Consider the following 24,947-nt stretch of genomic DNA (forward strand, 5'->3'; position numbering starts at 1 on the left):
TTATGATTAAGAACTTACAAATGAAAAATATGATTTTGGCGGCCTGTCTGTTGGGCTTAGCAACGAATATTGCAGCTGCTAGCGCAGAGCAATATGTGATTGCTGTGAATGATATTAACGAAAAATATAAAACCGATGTACGCCAATTTTTTAGTCAGTTAGATCCGCAGCAACAGGGATTTAAAGCAGACCAGCAAGTGAAATACTGCGGTATTGTTCAGACTTATGTGAATGATCTTTATCGTGCTGCAGACGAAAATCGTGCATTTTTAGATCGTGAGTACCGTAATATGAATAAGCAGGATGTGATTCAGCAGGTGATCGCATCAAAAGAGATGCAATTATTAAAAAAATATAATGTTCAATGTGCCCTAAATTAAAAATTAATTTATAAGCATTTTAAATCATTACGAGAAACTGAATAAAAATGAAACTCGATGATTTTGATATGAGTCATGGCAGAATCACGCTTCAGTTGATTCAGCGCCACGATGCAAAAGCACTTTATGAGGCGATTTGTCAAAGTATAGTAACCTTACGAATGTTTCCTGCAAGTTTGGCTTGGTCCTTACAAGAACCTAATTTAGATGCTTCATTGGCTTCGAGAGTGTTGGCTGCGTTAAATCAGGAAAATTTTGTTTATGTGATTCGTGAGCAACAGTCGCATAACTTTTTAGGTGTCATGGATATTCATCAAATCAATTGGATGGAAAACCAAGCTAACGTTGGATTTTGGGGAAATGTTGAATTTAAAGGGCAGGGTTTGATGACTGAAGCCTTGCAGTTATTTGTGGATCAATTATTAAATGGTCTAGGATTTCAGCAATTAAACGCTTTTGTAGATGTGGAAAACAAGCGAGCGCGACGTCTATGTGAACGAGCAGATTTTAAATTGATTGAAATCGATGAAGCGGCAATTCAAAATCCAGTAGATGGAAGTTGGCGAGATATTTGTAAGTATGAAATCGTTAGATAATAAAGAAAAAATAAATGATGTATGTATTTGAATTATTTTTGAATTTGGATAATTTGGCTATTTAAGTCATCAGCGTACTTAAATAGACCAAATCAAACAATATAGATGAAAGATTAAGAGAGTTTCGCTTTAATTTTAGCTGAAACTTGTGCGGGATCGGCACGTCCGGCTATGAGCGGACGTAGAGAGTTCATCACCTTACCCATATCTTTCATGCTAGTAGCTTCTTGCGCAGTAATTGTTTGCGCAATGATGGAATCAAGTTCTTCCTCAGTCATAGCTTCTGGTAGAAATTGAGATAACACCTCAATCTCGGCTTGTTCCTTACTAGCTAAATCATCTCGGTTTGCACCTAAAAAGGCTTTAACCGATTCTTTGCGTTGTTTGATTTGCTTTTCAATGACCGCAAGAACTTGCTTATCGTCAAGCTCTATGCGCTCATCGACTTCGATTTGCTTGATTGCTGCCTGTAGACTACGTATTACCGTTAACTTGTCCATTTCTTTAGCACGCATAGCGGCTTTTAAAACTTCAGTTATTTGGTTTTTTAAAGTAGTCATTTATCTTGTCCAAGTTAGTCAATCAATCACAAATTAATCTTAGTAAAGGCGAGTAGTACGTACTGATTCGCGAGCCAATTTCTTTTGGTAGCGTTTAACAGCAGCAGCTTTTTTACGTTTACGTTCTTGAGTTGGTTTTTCGTAGAATTCACGTTTACGAACGTCAGCAAGAACACCCGCTTTTTCGCATGAACGTTTGAAACGACGGATAGCTACGTCTACTGGTTCGCCTTCTTTCAATTTAACTTGTGGCATGAAGAATCCTCATTAAGTTATGGATAAGATCTCGGGTCGAATTACCCTTGATCACAAGTGAAGGTCAGTATTTTACTCATTTACATCTCATATCACAAGTCTATAATAGGTTTAGCAATATTTTGAAATGGGCAAAAGGCAGTTTAATGATCGTTTTAGGCTTGGAAACTTCGTGTGATGAAACAGGACTAGCACTCTACGATAGTGAGCAAGGATTACGCGGACAAGTATTGTATAGCCAAATCAAACTGCATGCAGAATATGGTGGTGTGGTACCTGAATTAGCTTCACGTGACCATGTGCGTAAGTTAATTCCGTTATTAAAACAATTGCTTGAAGAAAGTAAAGTTGATAAATCTGAAATTGATGCCATCGCATATACTCGCGGGCCGGGCTTGATGGGTGCATTAATGACAGGCGCATTGTTTGGTCGTACGTTGGCATTTGCACTGAATAAACCTGCAATTGGTGTACATCATATGGAAGGTCATATGTTGGCGCCGCTGTTGTCTAAAACTCCACCAGAATTTCCATTTGTGGCACTTTTAGTCTCTGGCGGACATACTCAATTGATGGCTGCTTATGGAATTGGTCAATATGAATTATTGGGTGAGTCGATTGATGATGCAGCAGGTGAGGCATTCGATAAAGTCGCTAAAATGATGGGTCTACCATACCCAGGTGGTCCAAATATTTCGAAATTGGCGATCAATGGCGACATCAATGCCTTTGAATTTCCACGTCCAATGCTACACCAAGGTTTAGATTTTTCATTTAGTGGTTTAAAAACTGCCGTTTCAGTTCAATTGAAAAAAGTTGAAGGCGAAGGTCGTGAGGCGGATATCGCTGCATCATTCCAAGAAGCGTTGGTTGATACATTGGTGAAAAAATCAGTGAAGGCCTTAAAACAAACTGGTTTAAAACGTTTAGTTATTGCCGGTGGTGTAAGTGCAAACAAGCGTTTACGTGAGCGCTTAGAAGCTGACTTGGCAAAAATCCGTGCAAATGTGTTTTATGCAGAACCTGCGCTGTGTACAGATAATGGTGCAATGATTGCGTTTGCAGGTTATCAGCGTCTTAAAGCGGGTCAGCATGATGGTTTGTCTGTTACAACTACACCGCGTTGGCCGATGACGGAATTAAGTAATCCAAACGAAGCGTAAAAATCGTTAAAAAAAAGAACCGCATTTGCGGTTCTTTTTTTTAATCTAAATTTGAAAATAACTGCGCGCTGCTGATTTTTCGCATAAATCCTGCACGTTTTAATGCCAATGTCACCATGTTGGTATTGCAAGATTGAATGCCTTCAAAATTACCAAGATCTTCTGTAATGAGTTTCCATAAATCACTTAAATCATTACATAGGACATGCCAGAAAAATTGTGAATCTCCACTAATGCCAAATAGGCAGCGTGTGTTTTTAAGTTCAGACAAGGTTTTGGCAATTTGATTTGCTGCATCTGGACGAGCTTTAATCAAAATAATCGCTTCGGACTTATAGCCCATCAAACTGGGTTCTACATCGACACGAATGTTGAAAATGCCTTCTTCCAATAAATCATTCAATAATTTCTGAGTTTTATGTTCACTGAGTTCGATTTGCTCTGCCAAACTTTTAATAGATGAACGCCCATCAATAGACAGAGCATGAATCAGTTTTAACTCTATTTCAGTCAAACTTCTAAAATTGACGTTTTTATCGCTTGTACCTTCTAAAGCTTTGGGTTTGCTTGCCCAAGTAAATGGTTTTAATACGGCTTGGGTTTCTACGGTTTTAATATCCGGAATATGCGTAACAAAATCATGCATCCAAACAGAGAGATCGGCGGCCTTTTCTAATCCAATTTCAAGAAAAATATCGGCAAGTCCTGTGGTTAGAAAAACAATGCGTACTTCTGGACGGTTTGCAAAAAATTGCGCAACTTCTTTTTCCTTCCCAAATTTCACACTGATCCAGACATGAACGGTGTAACCCTTATTGGCAACCACAGGATTTAATTCAATTGCAGTTCGTATAACTTGGTCATCTAGCAATCTACCTAGACGTCGAGACAGCTTTTTTTCAGGGACATCACTAATCTGGCTCAGTTCTCGCCATGATCCTCTCGGATTGGAGATAAGAGCTTTGATGCATGCAGTATCGATTTCGTCGAAACTAAAAGATTCACTCATGATGATTGATTTGTCCAAAAACTAATTATAATCTAAATTTAAGTCTAGAAAATAAAATACAACCTTTATTTATGTCTAAATATTAAATGAGACGCTTATGGATGAGTCAAAAATGCAAAACTCAATTTCCACACAAGGAAATGTATCACAAAAGAAAGTTATTCTTGCAGGAACTGTAGGAAATGCTATTGAATGGTTCGATTGGACGATTTATGCAACTTTTGCAGTATTTTTCGCGAAACAATTTTTCCCTTCAGATGATCCAACTGCATCCTTGCTTGCGACCTTCGCAATTTTTGCTGTAGGTTTCTTCATGCGCCCATTAGGTGGAATCGTATTGGGTATCTTTTCTGACCGCTATGGTCGAAAAGCAGCTTTGGCCGCAACCATCATAATGATGGCAGGTGGTTCTTTGATGATAGGTCTTTCACCAACCTATGAATCAATTGGTATTTTTGCGCCGATTATTTTGGTATTAGCGCGATTACTTCAGGGTTTATCTTTGGGTGGTGAGTTCGCTTCAGCGGCAACTTATCTTTCAGAGATGGCACCGAAAAATAAACGCGGATTCTATTCAAGCTTTATGTTTTTCAGTTCAGCGATTGGTATTTTGATGGCCTCAGGTCTTGCTTGGGCTTTAACAAGTGCTTTAACTGAAACGCAAATGAGCGAATACGGATGGCGTATTCCGTTTATTTTGGGTGCGATTGGCGGCTTAGTGGGTATGTGGATTCGTAAATCAGTACCTGATAGTGAAATGACCCATAAAAAAGAATCAGTAAAAAATCCTTTGGTTGTACTGATTAAACGTCATCCGAAAGAAACGCTTCGTATTGTGGGTATTTCTATCTTAACAACATTTGCATTCTATATTTTTGTGGTCTATGTCCCGACCTATGCCATTAAAGTTTTAGGCGCAGAGCCACAAACAGCCTTTGCTGCAAATACTGTTGGCTTAATTATCTTTATGTTGTGTCAGCCTGTATTTGGCTGGCTATCAGACAAAATTGGGCGTAAACCACAGTTGATCGTGTTTGCTGTGGGATATTTAGTGTTCTTTTATCCAATCATTAAATGGATGGATGGCACGTTTGCATCAATTTTATTGGTCGAGCTTTTCGGCTTGGTTTTATATGCTTTATATACCGCCATTGGCCCAGCTGTAATGTCTGAACAGTTTCCGACAGAAGTTCGTGCAGTTGGCATTGGCGCACCCTACAATTTGATGGTGGCTTTACTCGGCGGCACAACACCGTATGTGCTAACTTGGCTACAAAGTATTGGTAAACAAGATTATTTCTACTTTATGGTATTGGTTGGCGCATTATTAACATTAATCACATTTATGAAAATGCCTGAAACGGCAGGAAAAGGTTTGGAAGATATAAAATGAATATTGTGAATTTATCTGCACTTGAGCTTGGTCGCCAGATTGCCTGCAAAAAGATAACTTCAGTAGAGACAGTTCAATTTTATATTGATCGAAACCAAACATTTAAACATCTAGATTGTATTTCGGAATTATTCGAAATCGAGGCTTTGCAACAGGCACAACATTTAGATGAGTTGCTTCAGCAAGGCACACGATTGAGTCCATTTCATGGTGTGCCAATTTTACTAAAGGATAATCTGGATGTAGCGGGTCATATCACCTATGCAGGTACGGTTTATTTAGATCAAAAAGCGCAAGCGAACTGTAAACTGGTTGATCAATTGCAAGATTTAGGTTTTGTGATTTTAGGTAAAACTAAAATGACCGAGTTGGCTTTTGGTTTGTCTGGTCAAAATCCAATGCAAGGCACACCTAAAAACCCGTGGGCAGAGCAGCAATTTGCACCGGGTGGATCATCTTCAGGTTCAGCGGTTGCTGTGGCTAGTGGTCTTAGTCCTATGGCCTTTGGCGGTGATACAGGTGGTTCGATTCGTACACCAGCAGCATTAAATGGCATATTTGGTTTTAAACCTTCAGCCCATAAAATTGCCGACACGGGTGCAGTACCTTTATCCAAAACTTTAGATACTCTAGGGCCTTTTGCACGATTTGCAGATGATATTAGCGCTTTAGTCAATGTATTGATGGATGAAGATGTTGGAGCGGCATCAAGTCAAAATGTAATTTATGCTTTAGATGAATCTGCATTTCCATATCCGCTTGAGCCTGAGGTATTAACCCTTTGGCGCGAAGGGCTAAAACGCATTGAATCATTGGGAATCGAAATTAAAAACTGGCAACCACCTGCACATTTCGATTTTCATAATTTATCGGACCGGACGTCTGACATTATTGCTTATGAAAGTTATTTATATCATGGCGATACAGCTGAAAATGCTGAAACACAGATGTGGGAATTAGTTCGTCAGCGTGTGCTACGCGGTAAGAGTATTTCACAGGAAAAATACGAGTCATTGATTGCAGAGCGAACTGAGTTTCAGCAGACATTTAAAGCTTCTTTAAATGGTCAATGTTTGCTGTTTCCAGTGAGCCCATTCCTTGCAGCTGTGTCAAGCTCAACGGATACCGAGTTTAGTCATGTGGGTGAATACACGCGTCCATTTAACTATTTAGATGCACCAAGTTATGCTTTTCCAATGGCTCAAAGTGAAAGTGGACTGCCGATGGGTATTCAATTGGTTTCATATCAAGCTAATGATGTTAATGTGGTAAACACAGTGCAGAAAATTGCCAATGGTTTAGGTATTCGTTCTGTCCTTCCACCTATTTGTCAGAATTAAAGAATCATTTGTCATATTCAATTATAAAGAACCGCTATTGCGGTTCTTTTTTTATTTAGTTTTTTGGCTCTAGGCTTGTTTAAGTTGTTCTGACCCAATCCAATGCTTTGAAAATTGATAAGCAGCACGCCCTGAACGTTGCCCACGACCTTGACACCAACGTAGTGCCTCAGCACGCGCTTCATCTGTCCATGGCATCTCGGCTTTAGCCAAATAATGTTCAACAATTTCTAAATATAAATTTTGATCCATTGGATAAAAAGACAGCCACATCCCAAAGCGGTCAGAAAGAGATATTTTTTCTTCAATCGCTTCTTGAGGGTGAAGTTCGGTATATTGAGGCACATCTACCTTGGTTACAGGTGTGTTTTCATGCATGAATTCAGGCAATAAATGACGACGGTTACTGGTAGCATAAATAATAAAATTACTCGAACCTGATTGTAATGAACCATCTAAAACACTTTTTAAACTGCGATAGTTTTCATCTTCAGCATTGAATGCCAAATCATCACAATATACGATAAATTTTTCAGGGCGATTTTCAATTAACTTTTGAATTTCTGGCAAATCAGATAAATCATCACGCTCAATTTCAATTAAACGTAAACCTTGGTCTGCATAATGGGTGAGCAGAGCACGTACGATGGATGATTTACCTGTACCACGAGAGCCAGTGAGTAAAACATCATTGGCAGGTAAGCCTTTTAAAAACTGTAAAGTGTTTTGAATCACTTTTTCTTTTTGACGTTCAATTCCTTTTAAGTCTTCTAAATACATGACTTTGGGCTGTTGAATGGCTTTAAGCTGCTTATCTTGCCATTTGAAAGCGATACTCGAAAAATCGGGTGCTTGTTTAAGCTCAGGCAAACTGTGCTGTAATTGTAAGAGTACAGTAGATAGCGATTGAAGGATGTTGTCAGGTAAATCAATTGTAGCCATGATAAGTCAGCTTGTCGTGTCTTGTTGTTGGTTGGTATATGACAGCAGTGTACATCAATAATGCAGTTATAATCGCCTCAATATGTCAAAGTTAAATGATTGTTCTAGGAGATCAGCGCTATTCGAATAACCAAAAAGTTGTTATAAATCTAGCTGAGTGAACAGTTTAAAGTGTGCTGAGGGATAGTCATGTTGTTTACAGGGTTTTCAAAAAGTATTAATCCACATCAGGCATATCGGATAAAAAAATTAAAGCGTCAGCTCGACCGTGCTGAATGTTATGAAGAATGGAAAGATATCGCACTTAAAATAGATGAAGAATCGGGTGCGCAAGAATGGAAATTCGATAATAGTTCACCGTATTTTGATGCAGAAATTATTACTCATCGTTTAGGGTTACTGAGACGATATCGTGCTCAGAAACGTACTCGAGATTTGATGTACATTTTAAGTGAAGGTTTAACTTATGATGTTGGCAATATTGCTCATCCTTTACTGTTTACAGAAGCCTACGTCGGCACCAAAAAAATTATTGAAGACTATGTTGATGAGGTGAGTCAAAGTTTGGCATTTATCGCATCTGAAGAATGCGTTTGTCTTGATGCTGCACAAAAAATTGAATTCTTTGAACAAAGCCAAAAAGCCTATGGTCAACCTGTTTTGATGTTTTCAGGCGGTTCAACTTTAGGTTTGTTTCATACCGGTGTGTGTAAAGCACTGATGGAACAAGATTTGATGCCAAAAGTTCTGTCTGGTTCCAGTGCTGGCGCAATTATGACCGGGATGTTGGGTGTATCTAAACCGTCAGAATTTACCAATTTATTAAACGGACAAAATTTCTTTAGTGAGGCATTTCACTTTCGTAAATTGACTGAGTTAGTGCAGGGCAATGGTGGTTTGGCAGATGTAAAATATCTGAAAAAGTTTTTGGTTGAAAACTTAGGTGACTTAACTTTTGCCGAAGCATATAAGCAATCAGGTCTGCATATCAATGTGGCAGTTGCGCCTTATGATGCATCACAAGATGCACGAATTATGAATGCCTATACATCACCCGATTTGTTGGTGTGGAGTGCAGTATTGGCATCATGTGCAGTGCCCATTCTATTTCCACCGGTAGGACTGACCAGTAAGCGTTATGACGGGCAATTTACGCCATATATGTCGGCTACACGTTGGGTGGATGGTAGTGTGCGCAGTGATTTCCCACAGGAGAAAATGGCGCGTTTGTATAATATTAATTATAGTATCGCCAGTCAGGTCAATCCGCATATTGTGCCGTTTATGCAGGATGATGCATCACGCTTTCGTAAAAGCATGTTGAGTTGGCCTGAGCGGATCGTTCGTCGTCAAGGTAAGGTGATTAGTAAAGGGGTGATGGATTTTGCCCGTGAGCGTGCAGGAAGTATCCCACCTGTAAGACGTTTGCTTGATCATGGTTATGGCGTGGTGGATCAGCGTTACTATGGTGATGTCAATATTGTGGGGAAATATGGCTTAAGACACTATAGTTATATGTTGCAAAATCCTCGACCCTACCTGTTTAAAGTATTGCAGCGTGAAGGTGAAAGAGCCACTTGGCCGAAGATTTCATTAATCGAAACGCAAGCTCGCATCGGTAAGACCATTCAGCATTGTTTGGAATTATTAAATTATCAAAATGCACCCAATCAACGCCATGCAGAATTTATTGCGGTTTAAATCCACAGATTTAACGCAAATCATTTATGAGCCAAAAACCAAAACCAAAAGTTTGGTTTTTGGCCGTCGTCTATATCAATTTCAATTCAATCAACAACGTTATTGGCTCAAGGCGCAAGTCAGTGACAGCAGCCCTGAACATGTAGCTAGTTTCGGTCGAGAAATTGAGCTGTACCAGCTATTCAATCAAGCGTCTACACAAGACAGCATCACGCTACCTTTTCAAGTGATAAAACAGTCGCATCTCAGTATTCAGCAAGAGCCTATTGATCGCCTATTAATACTGCCCAATGCTGAGCCTTGGTTCTTACAGCCTGTATCGAATTTGAGCATTGAGGAGGTGAGGCAAGTGCTATGGCAAGCAATCGATGTGGTTGAGCGATTAAGCTTGCACGGTTGGATACATGCAGATTTAAAACAAGAGCATTTTGTGAATTGGCAAGGGCAGTGCAGACTCATCGACTTTGAGCAAGCGCTCCCGTTGGCTGTTGACCAGCAAAATGCCTTAACTGCGACACCACGTTATATGGCTCCAGAACTTTTCCATGGACAAGCAAAATCTTTGCACAGTGATATCTATGCGCTGGGGATTATTTTCTTGGAATGGCTGACATCACAGCGTTTAGAGGCGAAAAACTATGAAGATTGGGCCTATTTACATTGCCAACGCTTAAAGCTTGATCTGCCAATGCAATATCAAGGGTTTAGTCAGCTATTGCAACACATGTTGATGAAGCAAAAAAATGACAGATTGGTGGATTTTTATCGCTTAAAAAGCGACTTAGTTGCTGAATTTGCTTAAGAAAAATACAAAAAAAGCACTATTGTTTTTTATTTAAACAAACAAGATGCTTTTTTATAAAAAAGGCTTGTCATGTAGGGGTGATCTCTATAATATACACAGCCATCGGGGACGTGGCGAAATTGGTAGACGCACTGGATTTAGGTTCCAGCGCCGCGAGGTGTGAGAGTTCGAGTCTCTCCGTCCCCACCACTGAATTACTAAACATGAGTTTAGTAGTGAAGGTCACAGAGGATTGGTGTAATGGTAGCATGACGGTCTCCAAAACCGTTCGTCAAGGTTCGAATCCTTGATCCTCTGCCAAGTTTTAAAAATAGTCTGACATTGTCAGCAACCCTGTTGGGGACGTGGCGAAATTGGTAGACGCACTGGATTTAGGTTCCAGCGCCGCGAGGTGTGAGAGTTCGAGTCTCTCCGTCCCCACCACTTAATTTATTAAGTTGCCAAATAAACAGGTTTTTAAAACAAATTTAAGTCTGACATTGTCAGCACCCGAGTTGGGGACGTGGCGAAATTGGTAGACGCACTGGATTTAGGTTCCAGCGCCGCGAGGTGTGAGAGTTCGAGTCTCTCCGTCCCCACCATTAGATTAAGCAAGGTTTTATACCTTGCTTTTTTGTTTTTGAAATTCGAAAAAATCAGTGTCTTAAACATGGTCTTTTTTGAAGACTAATTCTAATAAAAAATCTAATGAAAGAATGATGAACGAAGAGATACAGCAAGATGTCTAATCTTGCTTTTTTATTGTCTGAAATTTATCTCGTTAAAATGAGTCAGTAAAACAAAGGTGAAAAAAAGCCCGAATATACGGGCAAATTTTGAAATGCGGATTCGAATCAATCGAATTAAATCATTTATTTCTAATCGTTCGAATAAATTTTAAAGAAGATTATGCCTTTAAATGATCTTCAAACTCTTCACCGAGCTGCATGGCCAAAGCATTACCAGACAAGTCTACAGTCACTAGACCATATTCTTTTTTAAAACTGAATGTAAATCCACGATTATCTGCCAGTGTACGAACAGAATATCCTAACTTTTCTAACCAAAGACGGAAGGCAACTAAATTTTTTGCTTTAACCACTTTTTTCACGAGCGAACTCCTTATCAATCATTAAAATATTAAATAGGGGTGTCAAAATATTTTTTAAAGGGGAAATGGAAAACTTTTATTTAAAATATGAAATTTTGATGGATAAATAAACAGATTATCGGCTTGTAAACGGTATAAACTTATTTAACTCGCTGTTTTATAACAAGCTAAACTTAATGTAAGTAAATATAACGTATTTTAAAAATTTGGGTTTTAACTGCTGGCTTAAAATCTGAACTATGTTTATAGAGAAGCTGTGCGCAAAATAAACGATTGTTTGGCTTAGAATGCACAGCTGTTTGGGCATGCAGTTGTGGATTGCAAATAACAGCTTGTTCAAAGCCTAATTCGCTGGATAGGTGAGCTTGCAATGCTATTTCTCATCAAGATTTATCGAAAAGCTTTTATACTATGTTCTATTGGTATAAGTAGATTGAACGCATGCAGAACATTGAGCACGCTGTAAAAGCAAAAATTGAACAGATGCAACAAGCAGGACAGACGCCTGTTGCGGTGATGCTTGGACATGAAGATTGGTTGGTCTTTTCGGAGCAATCCAAAGTGGCATATACACCATTTGGTAGTGCACGACGTTATCAACCGGCATTAGGTGGTTTATTGATGGTACGTATCGATGAAATGCAAGCCGTACGAGTTGTGACTCAAGCTGAACTGGATGAGTTTGCTGCAACCAATCAAATTTTATAAACATAAAATGATAAATCGGCCCGAAACATTCATCACAAATAAAACAGTATATTTGTGATGAAATCTTAAATTCATTAAACTCTCAATCCAATTAAAAATTGTCTTTAAGTTCTCTTAAGCGCTGAAACGTTTCAACACTTTCTGCGCGTAAAAATGGATTGGTTTCTAATTCTAATTCAATGCTGCTTGGTAAAGTACATTGCCCGAGCATGCGTAGGGATTCAACCTCATCAAACCGCTGTTGTATGGCAAGGTTGTCAGGTTCAACATGCCGCGCAAACTGCGCATTCGATAGGGTGTATTCGTGAGTACAATACACTTGAGTTTCTGCAGGGAATGCGGCAATACGGTTCAATGAATCGTACATTTGTTGAAAAGTACCTTCAAATACACGTCCACAGCCCATAGCAAATAATACATCGCCACAGAACAGTGTATGAATGTCATCGATAAAATATACGATATGACCAAGGGTGTGGCCGGGCGTTGCTGTTATTTCAACTTCAAGACCATGAAATTCAAAACGGTCATTATGATCGAGAGGATAATTCACCCATGGAATACGGCTTAATTCTGCACGGGGACCATAAACGGCAATGTTTTTATCCTGAATAAGTTCCGGTACGCCACCGACGTGATCTTTATGCCAATGCGTTAACCAAATTTGTGTGAGATTGAGTTGATGTTCCTGACAATAGCGCTCGACTAAGGCAGCTTCAGTAGGATCTACCGCAATGACATCATGGCTTTCGGTGTGTTCAAGCAGCCAAATATAATTTTGCAGTGAATTTTTGACATCCAATGTATGTATTTTAAACGCCATATCCATTCATTCAATATTTAAAATTAAGTTAAAGTTAGCATGAAAATGCTCAAAACGGATGATTATTGATTTTCAACCCTAGATAAACGACAGAGCTCACAGCGCTATTTTAGTCTGGTGTCTCGTCTACAGATACGGGATTACCAATGGTATAAAAGTTCCCGCCAGCAACATGGTGTAGGCTTTTCCATTCATCTGCTACTTCATGATAATACCAATGTCCGTTACGGAAGACGCGGTCGTCTGCATAGGCAGCAATGACTTCGCCAATAAACAGATCGTGCGCTTGTTGATTGTGCGGCTCAGGAATAAGTTTGCACAGTAGCCAAGCAGCACAACCTTCAACTACAGGAATATCTGAGGCATTAAATTGAAATAATTCCACGCCACATTGGCGTAATTTTTCTGGCGCATCACGTTGGCTCATCATGCCAAGTGCATAGACGAGTTTGAGTTGTTTCAGTGTCGGTACTTGTAAGGCGAAATAGCCTGAATTTTCAATAATCTCACGTGTTTTAGTTGATTTATCCAGTACTACTGTCACTTTTGCAGGGTTGAACTCTAAGGCGCATGCCCATGCAGCAGTCATCACACCAGTATGGGTTTGATCCTGAGCAGAGACGAGCACAGTCGGCCCATGATTTAAAAGTCGGTATGATTTTTCTAAAGGAACAGGGTGAATATGCGTTTTCAAAATTGTACCTATATTTAAGTTCATCTATAACTTAGATGTTTTATTAAAAAGTGTTGTTACATAGCATATAACGCATGAAATATTTTCAAAAGCCTTTAATATAAATCACTAAATCAGGAGTTCAATCAATGAAAATGTATCAAGTAGACGCATTTACCCAAGTGTTATTTAAAGGCAACCCAGCGGCGGTTTTGGTGTTGGATGAATGGTTAGATGAACACTTGATGCAACAGATTGCTTTGGAAAATAATCTGTCTGAAACTGCATTTGTGAAAAAAATTGACAGCAGTAATTATGAAATTCGTTGGTTTACACCGACCACTGAAGTGGACTTTTGTGGACATGCGACATTGGCCAGTAGTTATGTGCTTTTTGAGTTTTATACGGCTGAAAAAAATATCCAATTTCATGTCAAAAATCTCGGTATTTTTAGCGTAAATAAAGCTGAAGATGGAAAAATTCTGATGAATTTCCCTGTGCGTCGGGCACAGGTCGTGAGTGAATATCCTGAAGAGCTACGTCTAGGGTTGAGTCAACCTTTTAAGCAGGTTTATCAGAATGCGCAGGCGTATATCGTGGAATACGAAATGGCTCAACAAGTCTTGGACGAACAACCGAATTTTGAAATCTTAAAACGTCTTGGCAAAATCCGCACCGCAATTACAGCGCCGGGTACGATTACTGATGTTGCAATCACTGCGGCAGCCCAGCAATATGACTGCATTTCACGCTATTTTGCACCAGGCAATGGCATCAATGAAGATCCTGTTACGGGTTCTATTCATACTGGAATCGTGCCTATTTGGGCAGAACGTTTAGAAAAACTTCAAATCTTGGCGTATCAAGCATCGAGTCGTGGTGGTGAGTTACACTGTCAAATGTTTGAAAATGACCGTATAGAAATCTCAGGCTATGCGTGTTTGTATATGCAGTCTGACATTTATATCTGAACATAAATCAAATACATGCTGTCGAAATCTGCGGCATGTATTTAATAAAAAGTAACTATTAATCCTGAAAAGCTCAGCATAAAATCAAAACCAATCTGATCGACAGCACTACGCTGATCGATGCTAAATATAAAGGACACTTGAATTACATGCGTATTAAACATTTAACGCTTTCACTTTTTTTTGCAGGTTTAAGTACAAGCCTCTTTGCTCAACCTGTATTGGTTAAAACTGAACAAGCCATTGAAGAATATAAATTAGACAACGGTTTTCGCGTGGTTTTGGCGCAAAATGATAAAGAAAGCAAAGTGTTTATGAATACGGTGTATTTCACGGGTTCATTAAATGACCCTGCGGGCAAAGGTGGTTTGGCACATTTGCTCGAACATTTGGCCTTTAAAGGCACTGAAAATGTCAAAGGTGATGAATTTCAGCGTCGCTTAGACCAATTCACGCTGATGACCAATGCCAGTACGGATTATTATTCAACGAAATACACCAATGTGATTCGTCCTGAACAAAGTTCAATCGATCAAGTTTTGCATTTAGAAGCAGAACGGATGGATAAATTGGTACTTCAGGAAAAATTTGTACCGACAGAAATTGATATCGTTAAGCGTGAACGTGAAATTCGTTTAGATCAGCCATTTTCAGTGTTAATCGACCAAGTTTTAAAAGAAGCCTATGGCAATCAATCTTTAGGCCGCTTACCGATTGGTGATTTGAAAGAACTTCAATCGATCAATATGAACGAATTAAACCAGTTCTATCGCCGTTGGTATGCGCCAAATAATGCAGTGATGGTGATTTCTGGTAAGTTTGATAAAGCGGCTGTATTAAAACAAATTGATCAACAATTTAGCCCAATTGCCGCACGTCAAATTCCTGAACAGGCCAAAGTCCCTAAATTAGATGGAACGAAATTAAAGCAACGCGAATTTACTGTTCATAAGGGTAGTGACTTTGGCAAATTTAATATTTATTTAAATGGTGCAGTCGAACCGATTAAAACTGCTTTGGCGGTATCTCCAACTTTGTATACCTTACAGCCAAGTGGGCATTTGTATCAAAGCATGGTGGAAACAGGGACAGCAACCGCAGTTCAATCCACCACATGGTTAGATAAAGATTTTAATTTGGTGTTTATGGGGGCGATATATGGCCCAAGGCATGATGCAAACAAAGTGGCAACCAGTCTGGCACAAGGTGTAGAGCAGAATAAAGCCTTTAATGACGTCGAGCTAAACCGTGTTAAAAGCCTGACTCGAAATATGGCTGACAATGTCAAAAATAGCGCAACAGCACTTGGCGAGCGTCTTAGTTCTTATACTGTGGCTTATAACGGGGACTGGTCTCAATATTTCCGAGACTTAGATAAAGTACAAAAGCTAAATGTAAGCGACGTGAATCAGGTGTATAAGGACTTTCTAAAGCCCGAATACCGTGTCACAGGAAATATTCTACCAACACCTGAAGACCAGAAGAAAGCACAGCAACAGGCTGCGTCGAAACCTGCTGAAACTTTAGATCAGCAAGCGCCTGCAGAAGAGCCGTTGAAAGATGCGAGTGTTTATCGTGCTGAAGTGAAGCAATATGTTGCAGAATCTAAGCAATATTTAAATCAGAAAGAAAAGCAGATTCAGCGCGCTAAATTTAAAAACGGCATTCAGTATGCATTGTTTCCAACTAAAACCCGTGATGACAAAACCTATGCCACGATTGCATTGGATTTTGGTACAGCACAAAGTTTAATGAATAAAGGTGAGTTGCTAGATTTGACAGCTTACCTCATGTTCCGTGCATCTAAAGATCAAAGTTTGCAGCAAATTGCCGATAAAATTATTGATGTTGGTGGCGGTGCAACGGTCAGTGCAAATGATAATGGCCTGATGATTCAAGTGGTTGCTCGTAAAGAAAAATTTGCTGAATTTTTGCAATATGTCATTGATGTTATTAAAGCACCAGCATTTGAACAGTCACAATTTGATTTAATTAAAGCGCAAAGTTTGTCGAGTTTGGATCGACCTTATACAGAGCCTGATACCGTTGCAGCAATGACTCTGTCGCGTATTGTCGAGATCTATGAGCCGGGGGATATTCGTTATCACTTCGAACCTGAACTTGCGAAAAAACAAATTGAGTCGGCTACACGTGATCAAGTGCAGCAGTTACATCAAAAATTCTTTAAAACACAGCATGCACAAATTGCGGTAACAGGTGATTTTGATACCAAGCAAATAGAAAAAATTCTGAAAAAAGAATTTGCAGATTGGAAAACCAGCGAACCTTATCAACGCTTAGAGTCTACGTTTACGGCATATCCTGCACAGAAAGTGCATGCATTGTCTGAACAGCGTGAGTTTGGTAGTTACCAAGCCATTATGACTCTACCTGTAGGTGTAGAGCATACCGATTCTCCTGCACTACAAGTATTACGCCACATACTCGGTGATTCACAGTTGTCTTCACGTCTAGCTCAAGAGTTACGTGAAAAGAATGCACTGGTTTATGGTTTTAGTGCAGACATTAATTTTGATGAATGGGTGAATTCAGGTGTACTGAGTATTGATGCAAACTACACTGCGGGTAAATCTGCACAAGTTTCTCAGTCTGTCCATAAAGTGTTGCAAAACTTATTGAAAAATGGCGTGACGGAACAGGAAGTAGAAGCAGCCAAAGCCAGTATTTTGAAAAAGCGTTTAACTGCACTTGAAGATGACCGTCGCATTCATAGTATGTTGATTCCACAGTTAGAAAAAGGTCGTGATTTAAACTATCGTGAAAAGCGTGATCAACACATTGCTAGTTTGACCAAAGCGGATGTTAATGCTGTCATCAAAAAATATATTCAACCTGAACATTTGGTTGAGGTGATGGCTGACCAATATGGTCAAGCCGCAAAATCTACTCAAAAATAAACTTAATAAAAAAATCCTCCAGATGGAGGATTTTTTTTGAGCTACAATGGATAACTTGATAGCGAGATTTTCTTAACGAACTTATAGGCGGTAGAACTGACGGGCATTTTGTTGGAAGATTAAAGTCAGTGCATCAGGATCATAACTCGCCACCGCATCTGAAAATGCGTCAATAATATTCACCAAGGATGCACTCACACTATCCATCGGGAAGTTAGAGCCAAACATCACACGGTATTTCCCAAAGCATTGTAGAGCATGAGAAATAAGCGGAAAGGCACAATCGAAAATCTCTTGTTTAGATGCAAGGCGTTGTTCTTTATGAAACTGATGACCCAGCACCGGCATGAATAATCCAGACATTTTGGTATAAACATTTGGGCAACTTGCCAGTTCAGCTAAATCATCTTTCCAACGAAACAAGATATTGTCACGTGAAGTTTGGGTTAAGCCTGTATGTGAGCCGACAGGTCCAAAGGCACCGACAGGTGTCCCAAAATGATCCAGAACGATAGATGTTTCAGGGAAAGCACGTGCTAAAGCGGTTAAATCACGAATTTGGTCTGAATAAACCCATGCATCAAAACTTAAATTCATTTGAGCAAGAGCTTCAAAACCTTTCATAAATTTTTTATTGGTATAGAGATGGGGCTCATTGGTCCATGCATGAACTTTTGGGTCTTCATGTACAGCTGCCATTTTTCGTATGCCACGAAAATGTGGGGAGGCTTGTTTATGCATTTTAAGAATTTTCTTAAAACTACTGTCACATGGGTCTGCAGTGCCGACTATGGCGCCAAGTTTAATTTTTTGAGCGTTAAAGTCTAAGGATTCAATGAACTTGGTTTCACCAACTACCCCTTTACCTTTATGGTCATGCCAGCTCGCTTCTACATGTACGATTTGATCGACCTGATAATGTCCTGCATCTTGCTTATAATTTTCAGGCAAATACGGTGTCGTCACATGTTTGGTCAAACCAACTGTGTCAATTAACTCTTGCGGCTTAACTAAGCGCATCATTTTGTCGAGCAAGTAGGGATGTTTACCCAATAATTTCACGGCAAGTGAAGCGGCATGTGGGGTATTGTATGGATCCCATTGATGTATATGTGAATCCACGATGGCAAAATCGAGCGTCTGCATTGCTATCCTTGTCCTTAAAACCATGTCCATTTCTTGCGTATTTCATTGTATTTTCGAATACGCGAGGCACTGAAAATAGCATGAATGATGAAAATACAACGTTATGACTAAATATTAAATCAAAGCTTTGTGAAAGAGAAGTTGTATAAAAAAAGCCCCGAAGGGCTTTTGATTAATGCTGATGATCGTGGTCGTGATCATGCTTATTTGCATGGAATTCTTCGTTATGACGGAAGCGAAGATAGTTTTCAAACTGTTCGCAATATTCATCATAATTATCTTCAAGCATCATTTGAAATTGTTGAAGAATATAAGACATTACTTGATCTTTGGCATCACGCATTTCTTTGCCATCTTTGAAGCCATTTGCAGCAACCCAAGTATTAAAGCGAGCAGTACCAAATAACATGGCAGCGCTCACTTGACCGCGCATTTCTGCCGGTTTGACTTGAGAACCTTTTTCAACACGACAAAATTCATTGGCTTGTTTAATAAATTCATCCGCACGTTCAAAGAAAGCTGCATTCAACGCTTCTTCTTCGGTTACATCAGTAGCTTCAATCTTTTGAACCATGAATGTGTCCTAGCATAAAAATCTAATGCAGTATTATAGGCAAAGCCTTGCAGAAACTAAACCTTTGACTTAATCTAAAAAAATAGCCTAAGTAAAGTGGAATACCCCATGCAAGATGCAATCGCAGTGCAAAGTCTGAAAAGTGATATTGCATTACTTCGACAAAATGTTTGGCCGCCCTCAACCTTAGCCAATGTAGAAGGGCTGCCCATTTATTATGGTACACAATCTGAAGTAGCCGAATATTATGCGCAGTGGACTGGCTTAATTGAACGTGCTCAGGACTTATTTCAGCCCCTTATGGAAGATGAAGTCCTCGATGCAGTCCATTTGCCGAGTCATTTGAATCTGCCGCTTTTTTATTTTCACGTGGATCGTATTCGAATCAACAAAACACGGGCGAAAGAATCTAAAACCTTTCGTGGTATTGCCAGCTTAGTTGAAAAATGTGGGCAATTTGAAGCAGATCAAATTCAAGCGATGCGGCTATGGCTAGACAGCGATGATACGGCAGCTTTGGTCGCACACCGTGAATTTATTGACCTCAGAACCTATGTATTTCAACATGGACAAAGTGAATACACCCGTACCCGTTTTTATGTGAATGGCATTGTACTCAGTGTCGAAAACGACTTTAAATTGGTGGATGCCCGTGATAAACCACGTAAAGCTCGTAGTGATAGCTATAGTGACCCATTAGCAGATAACAATACGTGGAAAATCTTTGGGAAATATCGTTAATCAAATGTATTGACGATATCAGTTAGAGCGTGTACTTAGTTTGCTGTACAAGGAAGCTTCGGGTTATTTAATCCACGCCCTAAAGTGAATATAGCCACTATGGCAAATGCGACAAAGATCATCACCGAATACAATAAGGTGTTGGCATTAAAATGATCGACAATATAGCCGCCAAACAGTGAACCACACGCAATCATGAGTTGGAAAATACCAATAAACAGCGGCATGCCTTTTTCAACAGCTTCAGGGGCATGTACAAACATCCAGATATTGGCCGTTGTAGGAAATGCCCCAAAGGCGAAACCCCATAATGCGGTTAAAAGATATGCACCGAATAAATGAACTGCAAAGTGTGGAAAGCTAAAAAATACCACGATAAAACTGAAGGCAACAAAAGCAAGGGTATAGCGGACATTGATGTTACTGCTATAACCCGCAAATAAATTACCAAAGAAACCGGCTATACCGTAGATCAATAATAATGAACTGATGGTGGTCGCATCAAAGCCTGCATGATTCTTAAAAAATGGGGCGAGATAGCTATAAGAAGAAAAATGAGCAAAACCAATTAATAAAATAATAATCAGGCCTTTACGTGCTTTATCATGTTGAATCAGTGCAGGTAAATCACTAAATCGAATAGCCGAAGTGGGTGGAAGTTTTGGGAGAAATTTGATTTCTAAAACTAAAATGACGATGCCAATCGCTGCAATGATTTGAAACGCACTACGCCAACCTAACCAGTCACTCAACCATGTACCTAATGGAACACCTAAAACCGTCGCTAAGGTAACTCCTGCCATGACGATCGCAGTGGCTTTGGCAATGGCGAGATGACTGGGTGCGACACGCCCACTCAAGGCTATGGCTGTTGCCCAAAATCCACCGATAGCAATACCCAATAGAAAACGGCTAAACAACAACAGCGCAAAGCTTTCTGCGAAGCCAGTTATAAAATTAGAAATGACCATAATCACGGTTAAGGCAATCAGTAAGATACGACGGTCAAGTTGCTTCACAGCAACAGAAAGCAGGGGCGCTGCGATCGCACCCATAATGCCAGGGAGGGTAATCACCCAACCTGCGGTACCTACACTAATATTTAAATCTTGAGCAATGGCATTTAACACGCCAATGGGTAAAAACTCACTGGTGACAAGGGCGAAAGCTGTAATGGCAACCGTGAGGATTGCAAACCAATTCCCTTGATTGGGAGAAGATTCATCAGGCTGCTGCGTCAACTGTTTATCTTGTTTTAAAGCTGTAGCATGCGGATTCATAGCGTTACACCTTAATTATTTAATTTAATAGTGACTGTTATAAAAATAAATTATTTGATTAAATTGTGAGCGTCAATTATTTTATTAGTGAACGTTATAAAATATAAATGTTAGCTTATGATGAATGATTCAAAGCAAGAAAATCAGCACGCTAATCCAGCCGATTCGGTCAAGAAGCGTGGACGACCTAAATGTTTTAATGAACAGCAAGCCTTGGAAAAGGCGATGATGTTGTTTTGGCAATTTGGCTATGAAGGAACGTCCATCAGTGATTTAACTCAAGCTTTGAATATCACCGCACCCAGCCTATATGGCACATTTGGCGACAAAACGGCGCTTTTTGAAAAATGTATTGAATACTATAGTGAACACGAAGTTCAGCCTGCAGAAAAAATTCTACAAGCAGGTCAAACAGCTAAAATTTCGATGGAATTATACCTGTACGATAGTATTCAGCATTTGGTGCAAACCAATAAACCTAAAGGTTGTATGGTCGTGGTGGCAACAATGAATTGTTCACAGCAAAATCAAACCATACAAGAACAGCTCAGACAACGACGTGCCTATACCAAAACAAAAATTATGGATCGGCTCGCTATAGGCGTGCACAATGCGGAAATTGAAAGTTTGGCTCATGCAGAGCAATTGACTGATTTTTATATGACCTTATTACAAGGGATGACCATACAAGCCCGTGATGGTATGGCCTTGATGCAATTACAGCGCATGGTGAGTAATGCGATGAAATCATGGGGGTTATTAGCACAAGGTCCAATCAGTATGGATCATGAATTAAACTCCCAATAGCAGCGTAGTCTTAACGTACTTTTCTTAGTTTTTTTGAATGACTGTTATGCAAATACTATTTTGATGTTTATTTGCAGGGATGAATTTTAATGTCACCCAATTCCATCACACTTATATAACCATCAACCGCAATTAAATTGTCACTTTGACTCGATAGAGTTAGACATTCTCCAGACTTGACGCTTGACAGTAACTGACCTTGTTGCGGATTCAAGTTCATACTGTAAATACTTAGTATGCCAGCATTGGTTTTGATTTGGTAAGACTCATCACCATAGTCCTCATTATTATTGCGCAGGACTTTAAAGGTTCGTCGTGTCTGATCAAAGTTTTGAGTTGGAGAAAGCGGCTTTTCTACTTGTAAGGATGCAGTGCGCCTTAATTCGGTGCTTTGCACAGGCTTATGTTGTTCACTACAAGCACTTAGTAATGGGAAAAGGATAAATATAAGTGAAAATGAAAATAGGGGATGAATTACAGGTATGTGACTATTCAACATAAAACCACCCTGAATCTAATTTTTCAGATAGCTTATTTTAAAAGTTTTTATCCAGAAAACAAAAATAATAGCTTCTCAAAATATTTCAATGTAACTGAGTCAAACTAAAGAAATGATGAATTGAAATTAACCGACTTTGAATCTGAATGTTCAACAAATGAATATCTATACGACAATGTGGGATGCAAATAAAAAGGGAGACTCATTGAATCTCCCTTTTTGATTTTACTTAATGAGTTTTCGACTCACAAGGAATTGTTCTGTCGCTTCTAATAGCTTATCAGCATAAACCTCTAGTTTTGCCGTCAACCAACCGAGAACAAACCAATCGCTAGCTTCCAGCTCTGTTTGCTGAATATACTGTGCAGAAGAGGAAAGGACTTGGTATTCCTGTGCCGCAACTTGTGCATCATTGAGTGCTTTACTGTATTTCTGCAAATTTTTTACATCGTAAATCGACGTCAAAACTGGGAAGCTAAATTTAAGCTCTTGTATGCGTTGAGAAAGCACGTCTAAGCTTTCAAAATTGTTAATGTCGGCATCATTTAAAGACTCTTGGAGGGCTTTATATTGGTTTTGCAGGGTTGTTTGAGCATACCATTTAAAATCATGTTGCTGCGGCGCATCATCGAATTTCAAACTAAACATTAAAAGCTCAAGATAATGATGTACATTTTGAGTCGATTTAACCAAATTGCCTAACTTCTCTTTGCAATACAAAATATCTTTAGTTAAATTTTCTGAAGTCGTTGGGTTTTGTAAAAAGCCACCCAAGGTATTTTGCATGTGTTCAAAATGGTGTAATTGTTCAAATTGCTGCTTAAATGCGCCTAATTGGACAGCCCATTTTTCAACGATATCACTGTTCCAATCTTTAAATAGCGAAATGGTTAATTGTAAATGATGGAGTGCTTTCTGAGCTTGTGTAATGTGCTCAGCCTGAGCCACACCTGCAGAAATTGCGGCAATATTAGGCAGAAGATGCTGCATTTCCTGTGCAATTAAAAGTCGTAAGTTTTTTGCGGCAGTGTCTTTTTTACTGAGTTGAAATTCTTTAGCCTCAACTGCTGGACTCACAGTTTGATTAAACGCCAGCAAATTCCCGATTTCCGCTTTACTGCGGACATCTAACCATAAATGATACTTTTTAACCCATTCGAAACTAAAGGCAAGGAGTGATTGAATAGAGCCACTTTTAAGCTCAAATTCAACTTCATGAACTTCTGTTTCTGTGCTGTTGCTGCGGATACAGCCGACATCTAAGCTAACTTCGATCTTGGCATCTTCAAACTCTATGACGCGATAAGTTCTGAGAATATCTGTTTCAAACTGAAGTTGTAACGAATCCTGCTGATCGCCTAAAGTGGTTTTTAAAACTGACTGAACTTCAGCTTCATTGGCATAGACCGATAAATCTAGGGCAGGAGCTTGTTCTTGCTCGCCCAAATCAAGATTATGTTCAAACCGTTCAATGTGGCTTTTACCTGCAGCTTTCAAGGTTTGAATCCAACGCGTTCCCTCTAGACGTTGACGCAAGGCTGCATGTTGCTGTGCCATTTTTCGATCTGGGGTATCAAAATATTTAGCTTTAAGTTGAATTTGTTCCGATTTTTTTGGATCGAGTGCTTTTAATAATGCAGTTCGACGTGCTTCTGGAATCTGGAACTTTAATTCAACTTCAACCATGGTTTTCTGTCCTGATGTCACAACTTCATGATCTGGCATGAAGCGTTCTTTAAATTTTTATAAAAATGAAAAACTAAAATGCGCGTAAATTTTCTATCAGCTAAACGCGTATCGATTGTAGCGAAAAACAGTTGAGAAGTAAGACTTGACGGATTTGAAAACTCAGCTTTGGGACTAAGAAAAGTTTTAAAAGATGGATATTCCATCAATTGTATAATTCACAATGGTTCGATTTTCATGGGATCAAAATAAAATTTTACGCCTTTAAAGTGGGAGAGTTTTAAGCTATGTTGGTTAAAATAAGTTCAGGATGAGCACAACATGAATTCACAAGTACAACCCGAGTTTAATCGAGATTTAAAGCCCGAATTTCAGTTACCTATTCGTGAGTATTCGCAATTTTATCGGTTTTATTTGACTGAACATCGAAATATCATGAGTCGACGTTTACATGTCACCGGCAGCAGTATAGGTCTCTATTTTTTTGCAAAAGCAATTTTAAAAAAACAACCGAAATATTTTGCTTATGGTCTGGTTTCAGGCTATGCCTGTGCATGGGTCGGACATTTTTTCTTTGAAAAAAATAAGCCAGCTAGTTTCAAGCAACCTTTGTACAGTTTTATTTCCGATTGGCGCATGCTGTCTGATATTGTGAAGGGGAACTTAAGCTTAAAAGACCGCAATTTAGATAAGATTGATAGTTAATTGTTTATTAATCAAACGCTTAATTTTTATGGATATGGGTGTGATTTTTTTGAGTAAATGACTTGCAAAATTAGAGTGATTAGTCTAATAATGTTCATATTGTTTATTTACTCCTTATCTAAAACATGAATAGTCGATAAACCACAGTTTTCCGAGCCTAGAGTGACCTTCTCTAGGCTTTT

At 39.2% G+C, this 24,947-nt stretch carries 25 protein-coding genes and 4 tRNA genes; 17 read left to right on the plus strand and 12 right to left on the minus strand.

All coding sequences use genetic code 11. The features are described 5' to 3' along the window. Positions 1 to 20 precede the first annotated feature (20 nt). Positions 21 to 380, plus strand: coding sequence for a hypothetical protein (locus FTV27_RS06940; RefSeq protein ID WP_111885700.1), 360 nt, complete (start codon positions 21 to 23; stop codon positions 378 to 380). Positions 381 to 427: 47 nt separating this feature from the next. Continuing rightward, positions 428 to 976 (plus strand): GNAT family N-acetyltransferase, encoded by a 549-nt coding sequence (locus tag FTV27_RS06945; protein WP_180077695.1) that lies wholly within the window; start codon positions 428 to 430, stop codon positions 974 to 976. A gap of 113 nt (positions 977 to 1,089) precedes the next feature. Here the strand turns inward: FTV27_RS06945 and FTV27_RS06950 are convergent, their stop codons facing one another. Both FTV27_RS06950 and rpsU read right to left on the minus strand, forming a co-directional pair. Continuing rightward, complete coding sequence (locus FTV27_RS06950; RefSeq protein ID WP_078193617.1) at positions 1,090 to 1,536, minus strand: GatB/YqeY domain-containing protein; 447 nt, start codon at positions 1,534 to 1,536, stop codon at positions 1,090 to 1,092. Between the two features lie 39 nt (positions 1,537 to 1,575). After that, positions 1,576 to 1,791, minus strand: coding sequence for a 30S ribosomal protein S21 (rpsU, locus tag FTV27_RS06955; protein WP_001136722.1), 216 nt, complete (start codon positions 1,789 to 1,791; stop codon positions 1,576 to 1,578). A gap of 146 nt (positions 1,792 to 1,937) precedes the next feature. Here rpsU and tsaD point away from each other — a divergent pair, with 146 nt between their 5' ends. Further along, a complete protein-coding gene (tsaD, locus tag FTV27_RS06960) occupies positions 1,938 to 2,954 on the plus strand; it encodes a tRNA (adenosine(37)-N6)-threonylcarbamoyltransferase complex transferase subunit TsaD (protein WP_078193616.1) in 1,017 nt (338 codons plus the stop codon). Positions 2,955 to 2,994: 40 nt separating this feature from the next. On the opposite strand, the gene FTV27_RS06965 is transcribed toward tsaD, so the two are convergent. Then, on the minus strand, positions 2,995 to 3,963 hold the full coding sequence (locus FTV27_RS06965) for an Lrp/AsnC family transcriptional regulator (protein ID WP_180023872.1): 969 nt from the start codon (positions 3,961 to 3,963) through the stop codon (positions 2,995 to 2,997). 97 nt (positions 3,964 to 4,060) lie between these two features. Between FTV27_RS06965 and FTV27_RS06970 the strand changes: the two genes are divergently transcribed. After that, the gene (locus FTV27_RS06970) at positions 4,061 to 5,356 is read left to right on the plus strand and encodes an MFS transporter (protein WP_180077697.1); all 1,296 of its coding nucleotides are present in this window, start codon (positions 4,061 to 4,063) and stop codon (positions 5,354 to 5,356) included. Then, complete coding sequence (locus tag FTV27_RS06975; protein WP_180077699.1) at positions 5,353 to 6,696, plus strand: amidase; 1,344 nt, start codon at positions 5,353 to 5,355, stop codon at positions 6,694 to 6,696. Before FTV27_RS06970 ends, FTV27_RS06975 begins: the two co-directional genes overlap by 4 nt. Before the next feature lie 69 nt (positions 6,697 to 6,765). On the opposite strand, the gene FTV27_RS06980 is transcribed toward FTV27_RS06975, so the two are convergent. After that, entirely contained in the window at positions 6,766 to 7,638 is an 873-nt protein-coding gene (locus tag FTV27_RS06980) for an ATP-binding protein (protein WP_180077701.1), read from the minus strand. A gap of 189 nt (positions 7,639 to 7,827) precedes the next feature. On the opposite strand from FTV27_RS06980, the gene FTV27_RS06985 reads away from it, so the two are divergent. The 6 genes from FTV27_RS06985 (at position 7,828) to FTV27_RS07010 (ending at position 10,725) form a co-directional block, all read left to right on the plus strand. Further along, positions 7,828 to 9,339 (plus strand): DUF3336 domain-containing protein, encoded by a 1,512-nt coding sequence (locus FTV27_RS06985; RefSeq protein ID WP_180077703.1) that lies wholly within the window; start codon positions 7,828 to 7,830, stop codon positions 9,337 to 9,339. Further along, positions 9,317 to 10,141: a protein kinase gene (locus FTV27_RS06990; protein WP_180077705.1), complete on the plus strand. Its 825-nt coding sequence runs from the start codon at positions 9,317 to 9,319 to the stop codon at positions 10,139 to 10,141. Before FTV27_RS06985 ends, FTV27_RS06990 begins: the two co-directional genes overlap by 23 nt. 107 nt (positions 10,142 to 10,248) lie before the next feature. Beyond that, positions 10,249 to 10,333, plus strand: a tRNA-Leu gene (locus tag FTV27_RS06995). A gap of 37 nt (positions 10,334 to 10,370) precedes the next feature. After that, positions 10,371 to 10,444 (plus strand) — tRNA-Trp (locus tag FTV27_RS07000). A gap of 38 nt (positions 10,445 to 10,482) precedes the next feature. After that, a tRNA-Leu gene (locus FTV27_RS07005) sits at positions 10,483 to 10,567 on the plus strand. 73 nt (positions 10,568 to 10,640) lie between these two features. Beyond that, positions 10,641 to 10,725: transfer RNA gene (locus tag FTV27_RS07010), tRNA-Leu, on the plus strand. 305 nt (positions 10,726 to 11,030) lie between these two features. Here the strand turns inward: FTV27_RS07010 and FTV27_RS07015 are convergent. Further along, entirely contained in the window at positions 11,031 to 11,234 is a 204-nt protein-coding gene (locus FTV27_RS07015; protein ID WP_078188846.1) for a hypothetical protein, read from the minus strand. Between the two features lie 441 nt (positions 11,235 to 11,675). Between FTV27_RS07015 and FTV27_RS07020 the strand changes: the two genes are divergently transcribed. Continuing rightward, positions 11,676 to 11,942: a hypothetical protein gene (locus FTV27_RS07020; RefSeq protein WP_111883866.1), complete on the plus strand. Its 267-nt coding sequence runs from the start codon at positions 11,676 to 11,678 to the stop codon at positions 11,940 to 11,942. A 91-nt stretch (positions 11,943 to 12,033) separates the two neighbouring features. Here FTV27_RS07020 and gloB read toward each other — a convergent pair whose 3' ends face one another. Both gloB and FTV27_RS07030 read right to left on the minus strand, forming a co-directional pair. Continuing rightward, complete coding sequence (gene gloB, locus FTV27_RS07025; protein ID WP_180077707.1) at positions 12,034 to 12,765, minus strand: hydroxyacylglutathione hydrolase; 732 nt, start codon at positions 12,763 to 12,765, stop codon at positions 12,034 to 12,036. A gap of 109 nt (positions 12,766 to 12,874) precedes the next feature. After that, on the minus strand, positions 12,875 to 13,483 hold the full coding sequence (locus FTV27_RS07030) for a flavin reductase family protein (protein WP_180077708.1): 609 nt from the start codon (positions 13,481 to 13,483) through the stop codon (positions 12,875 to 12,877). 104 nt (positions 13,484 to 13,587) lie between these two features. On the opposite strand from FTV27_RS07030, the gene FTV27_RS07035 reads away from it, so the two are divergent. After that, positions 13,588 to 14,409 carry a PhzF family phenazine biosynthesis protein gene (locus FTV27_RS07035; protein ID WP_180077710.1) on the plus strand — a complete coding sequence of 274 codons (822 nt, stop codon included), beginning with the start codon at positions 13,588 to 13,590 and terminating at the stop codon, positions 14,407 to 14,409. Between the two features lie 149 nt (positions 14,410 to 14,558). Then, entirely contained in the window at positions 14,559 to 17,327 is a 2,769-nt protein-coding gene (locus FTV27_RS07040; protein WP_180077712.1) for a pitrilysin family protein, read from the plus strand. An 81-nt stretch (positions 17,328 to 17,408) separates the two neighbouring features. Here FTV27_RS07040 and FTV27_RS07045 read toward each other — a convergent pair whose 3' ends face one another. Both FTV27_RS07045 and FTV27_RS07050 read right to left on the minus strand, forming a co-directional pair. Beyond that, complete coding sequence (locus FTV27_RS07045) at positions 17,409 to 18,473, minus strand: amidohydrolase (protein ID WP_180077714.1); 1,065 nt, start codon at positions 18,471 to 18,473, stop codon at positions 17,409 to 17,411. A 172-nt stretch (positions 18,474 to 18,645) separates the two neighbouring features. Next, complete coding sequence (locus FTV27_RS07050; protein ID WP_078188837.1) at positions 18,646 to 19,047, minus strand: DUF3144 domain-containing protein; 402 nt, start codon at positions 19,045 to 19,047, stop codon at positions 18,646 to 18,648. Between the two features lie 108 nt (positions 19,048 to 19,155). Here FTV27_RS07050 and FTV27_RS07055 point away from each other — a divergent pair, with 108 nt between their 5' ends. After that, positions 19,156 to 19,788 (plus strand): hypothetical protein, encoded by a 633-nt coding sequence (locus FTV27_RS07055; protein ID WP_180077716.1) that lies wholly within the window; start codon positions 19,156 to 19,158, stop codon positions 19,786 to 19,788. Positions 19,789 to 19,823: 35 nt separating this feature from the next. Here the strand turns inward: FTV27_RS07055 and FTV27_RS07060 are convergent, their stop codons facing one another. Beyond that, positions 19,824 to 21,068 carry an MFS transporter gene (locus FTV27_RS07060; protein ID WP_180077717.1) on the minus strand — a complete coding sequence of 415 codons (1,245 nt, stop codon included), beginning with the start codon at positions 21,066 to 21,068 and terminating at the stop codon, positions 19,824 to 19,826. A gap of 117 nt (positions 21,069 to 21,185) precedes the next feature. Here FTV27_RS07060 and FTV27_RS07065 point away from each other — a divergent pair, with 117 nt between their 5' ends. Next, a complete protein-coding gene (locus tag FTV27_RS07065; protein WP_257229980.1) occupies positions 21,186 to 21,875 on the plus strand; it encodes a TetR/AcrR family transcriptional regulator in 690 nt (229 codons plus the stop codon). A 67-nt stretch (positions 21,876 to 21,942) separates the two neighbouring features. Here FTV27_RS07065 and FTV27_RS07070 read toward each other — a convergent pair whose 3' ends face one another. Together FTV27_RS07070 and FTV27_RS07075 are read right to left on the minus strand one after the other, a co-directional pair. After that, positions 21,943 to 22,374, minus strand: a complete 432-nt coding sequence (locus tag FTV27_RS07070; protein ID WP_180077719.1) for a hypothetical protein — start codon at positions 22,372 to 22,374, stop codon at positions 21,943 to 21,945. Between the two features lie 225 nt (positions 22,375 to 22,599). After that, a complete protein-coding gene (locus tag FTV27_RS07075; RefSeq protein WP_180077757.1) occupies positions 22,600 to 24,060 on the minus strand; it encodes an inorganic triphosphatase in 1,461 nt (486 codons plus the stop codon). A gap of 321 nt (positions 24,061 to 24,381) precedes the next feature. On the opposite strand from FTV27_RS07075, the gene FTV27_RS07080 reads away from it, so the two are divergent. Next, positions 24,382 to 24,765, plus strand: coding sequence for a DUF962 domain-containing protein (locus FTV27_RS07080; RefSeq protein WP_180077721.1), 384 nt, complete (start codon positions 24,382 to 24,384; stop codon positions 24,763 to 24,765). The last annotated feature ends 182 nt before the right edge of the window (positions 24,766 to 24,947 follow it).

The organism is Acinetobacter sp. YH12251 (assembly GCF_013417465.1).
Lineage (GTDB): Bacteria > Pseudomonadota > Gammaproteobacteria > Pseudomonadales > Moraxellaceae > Acinetobacter > Acinetobacter amyesii.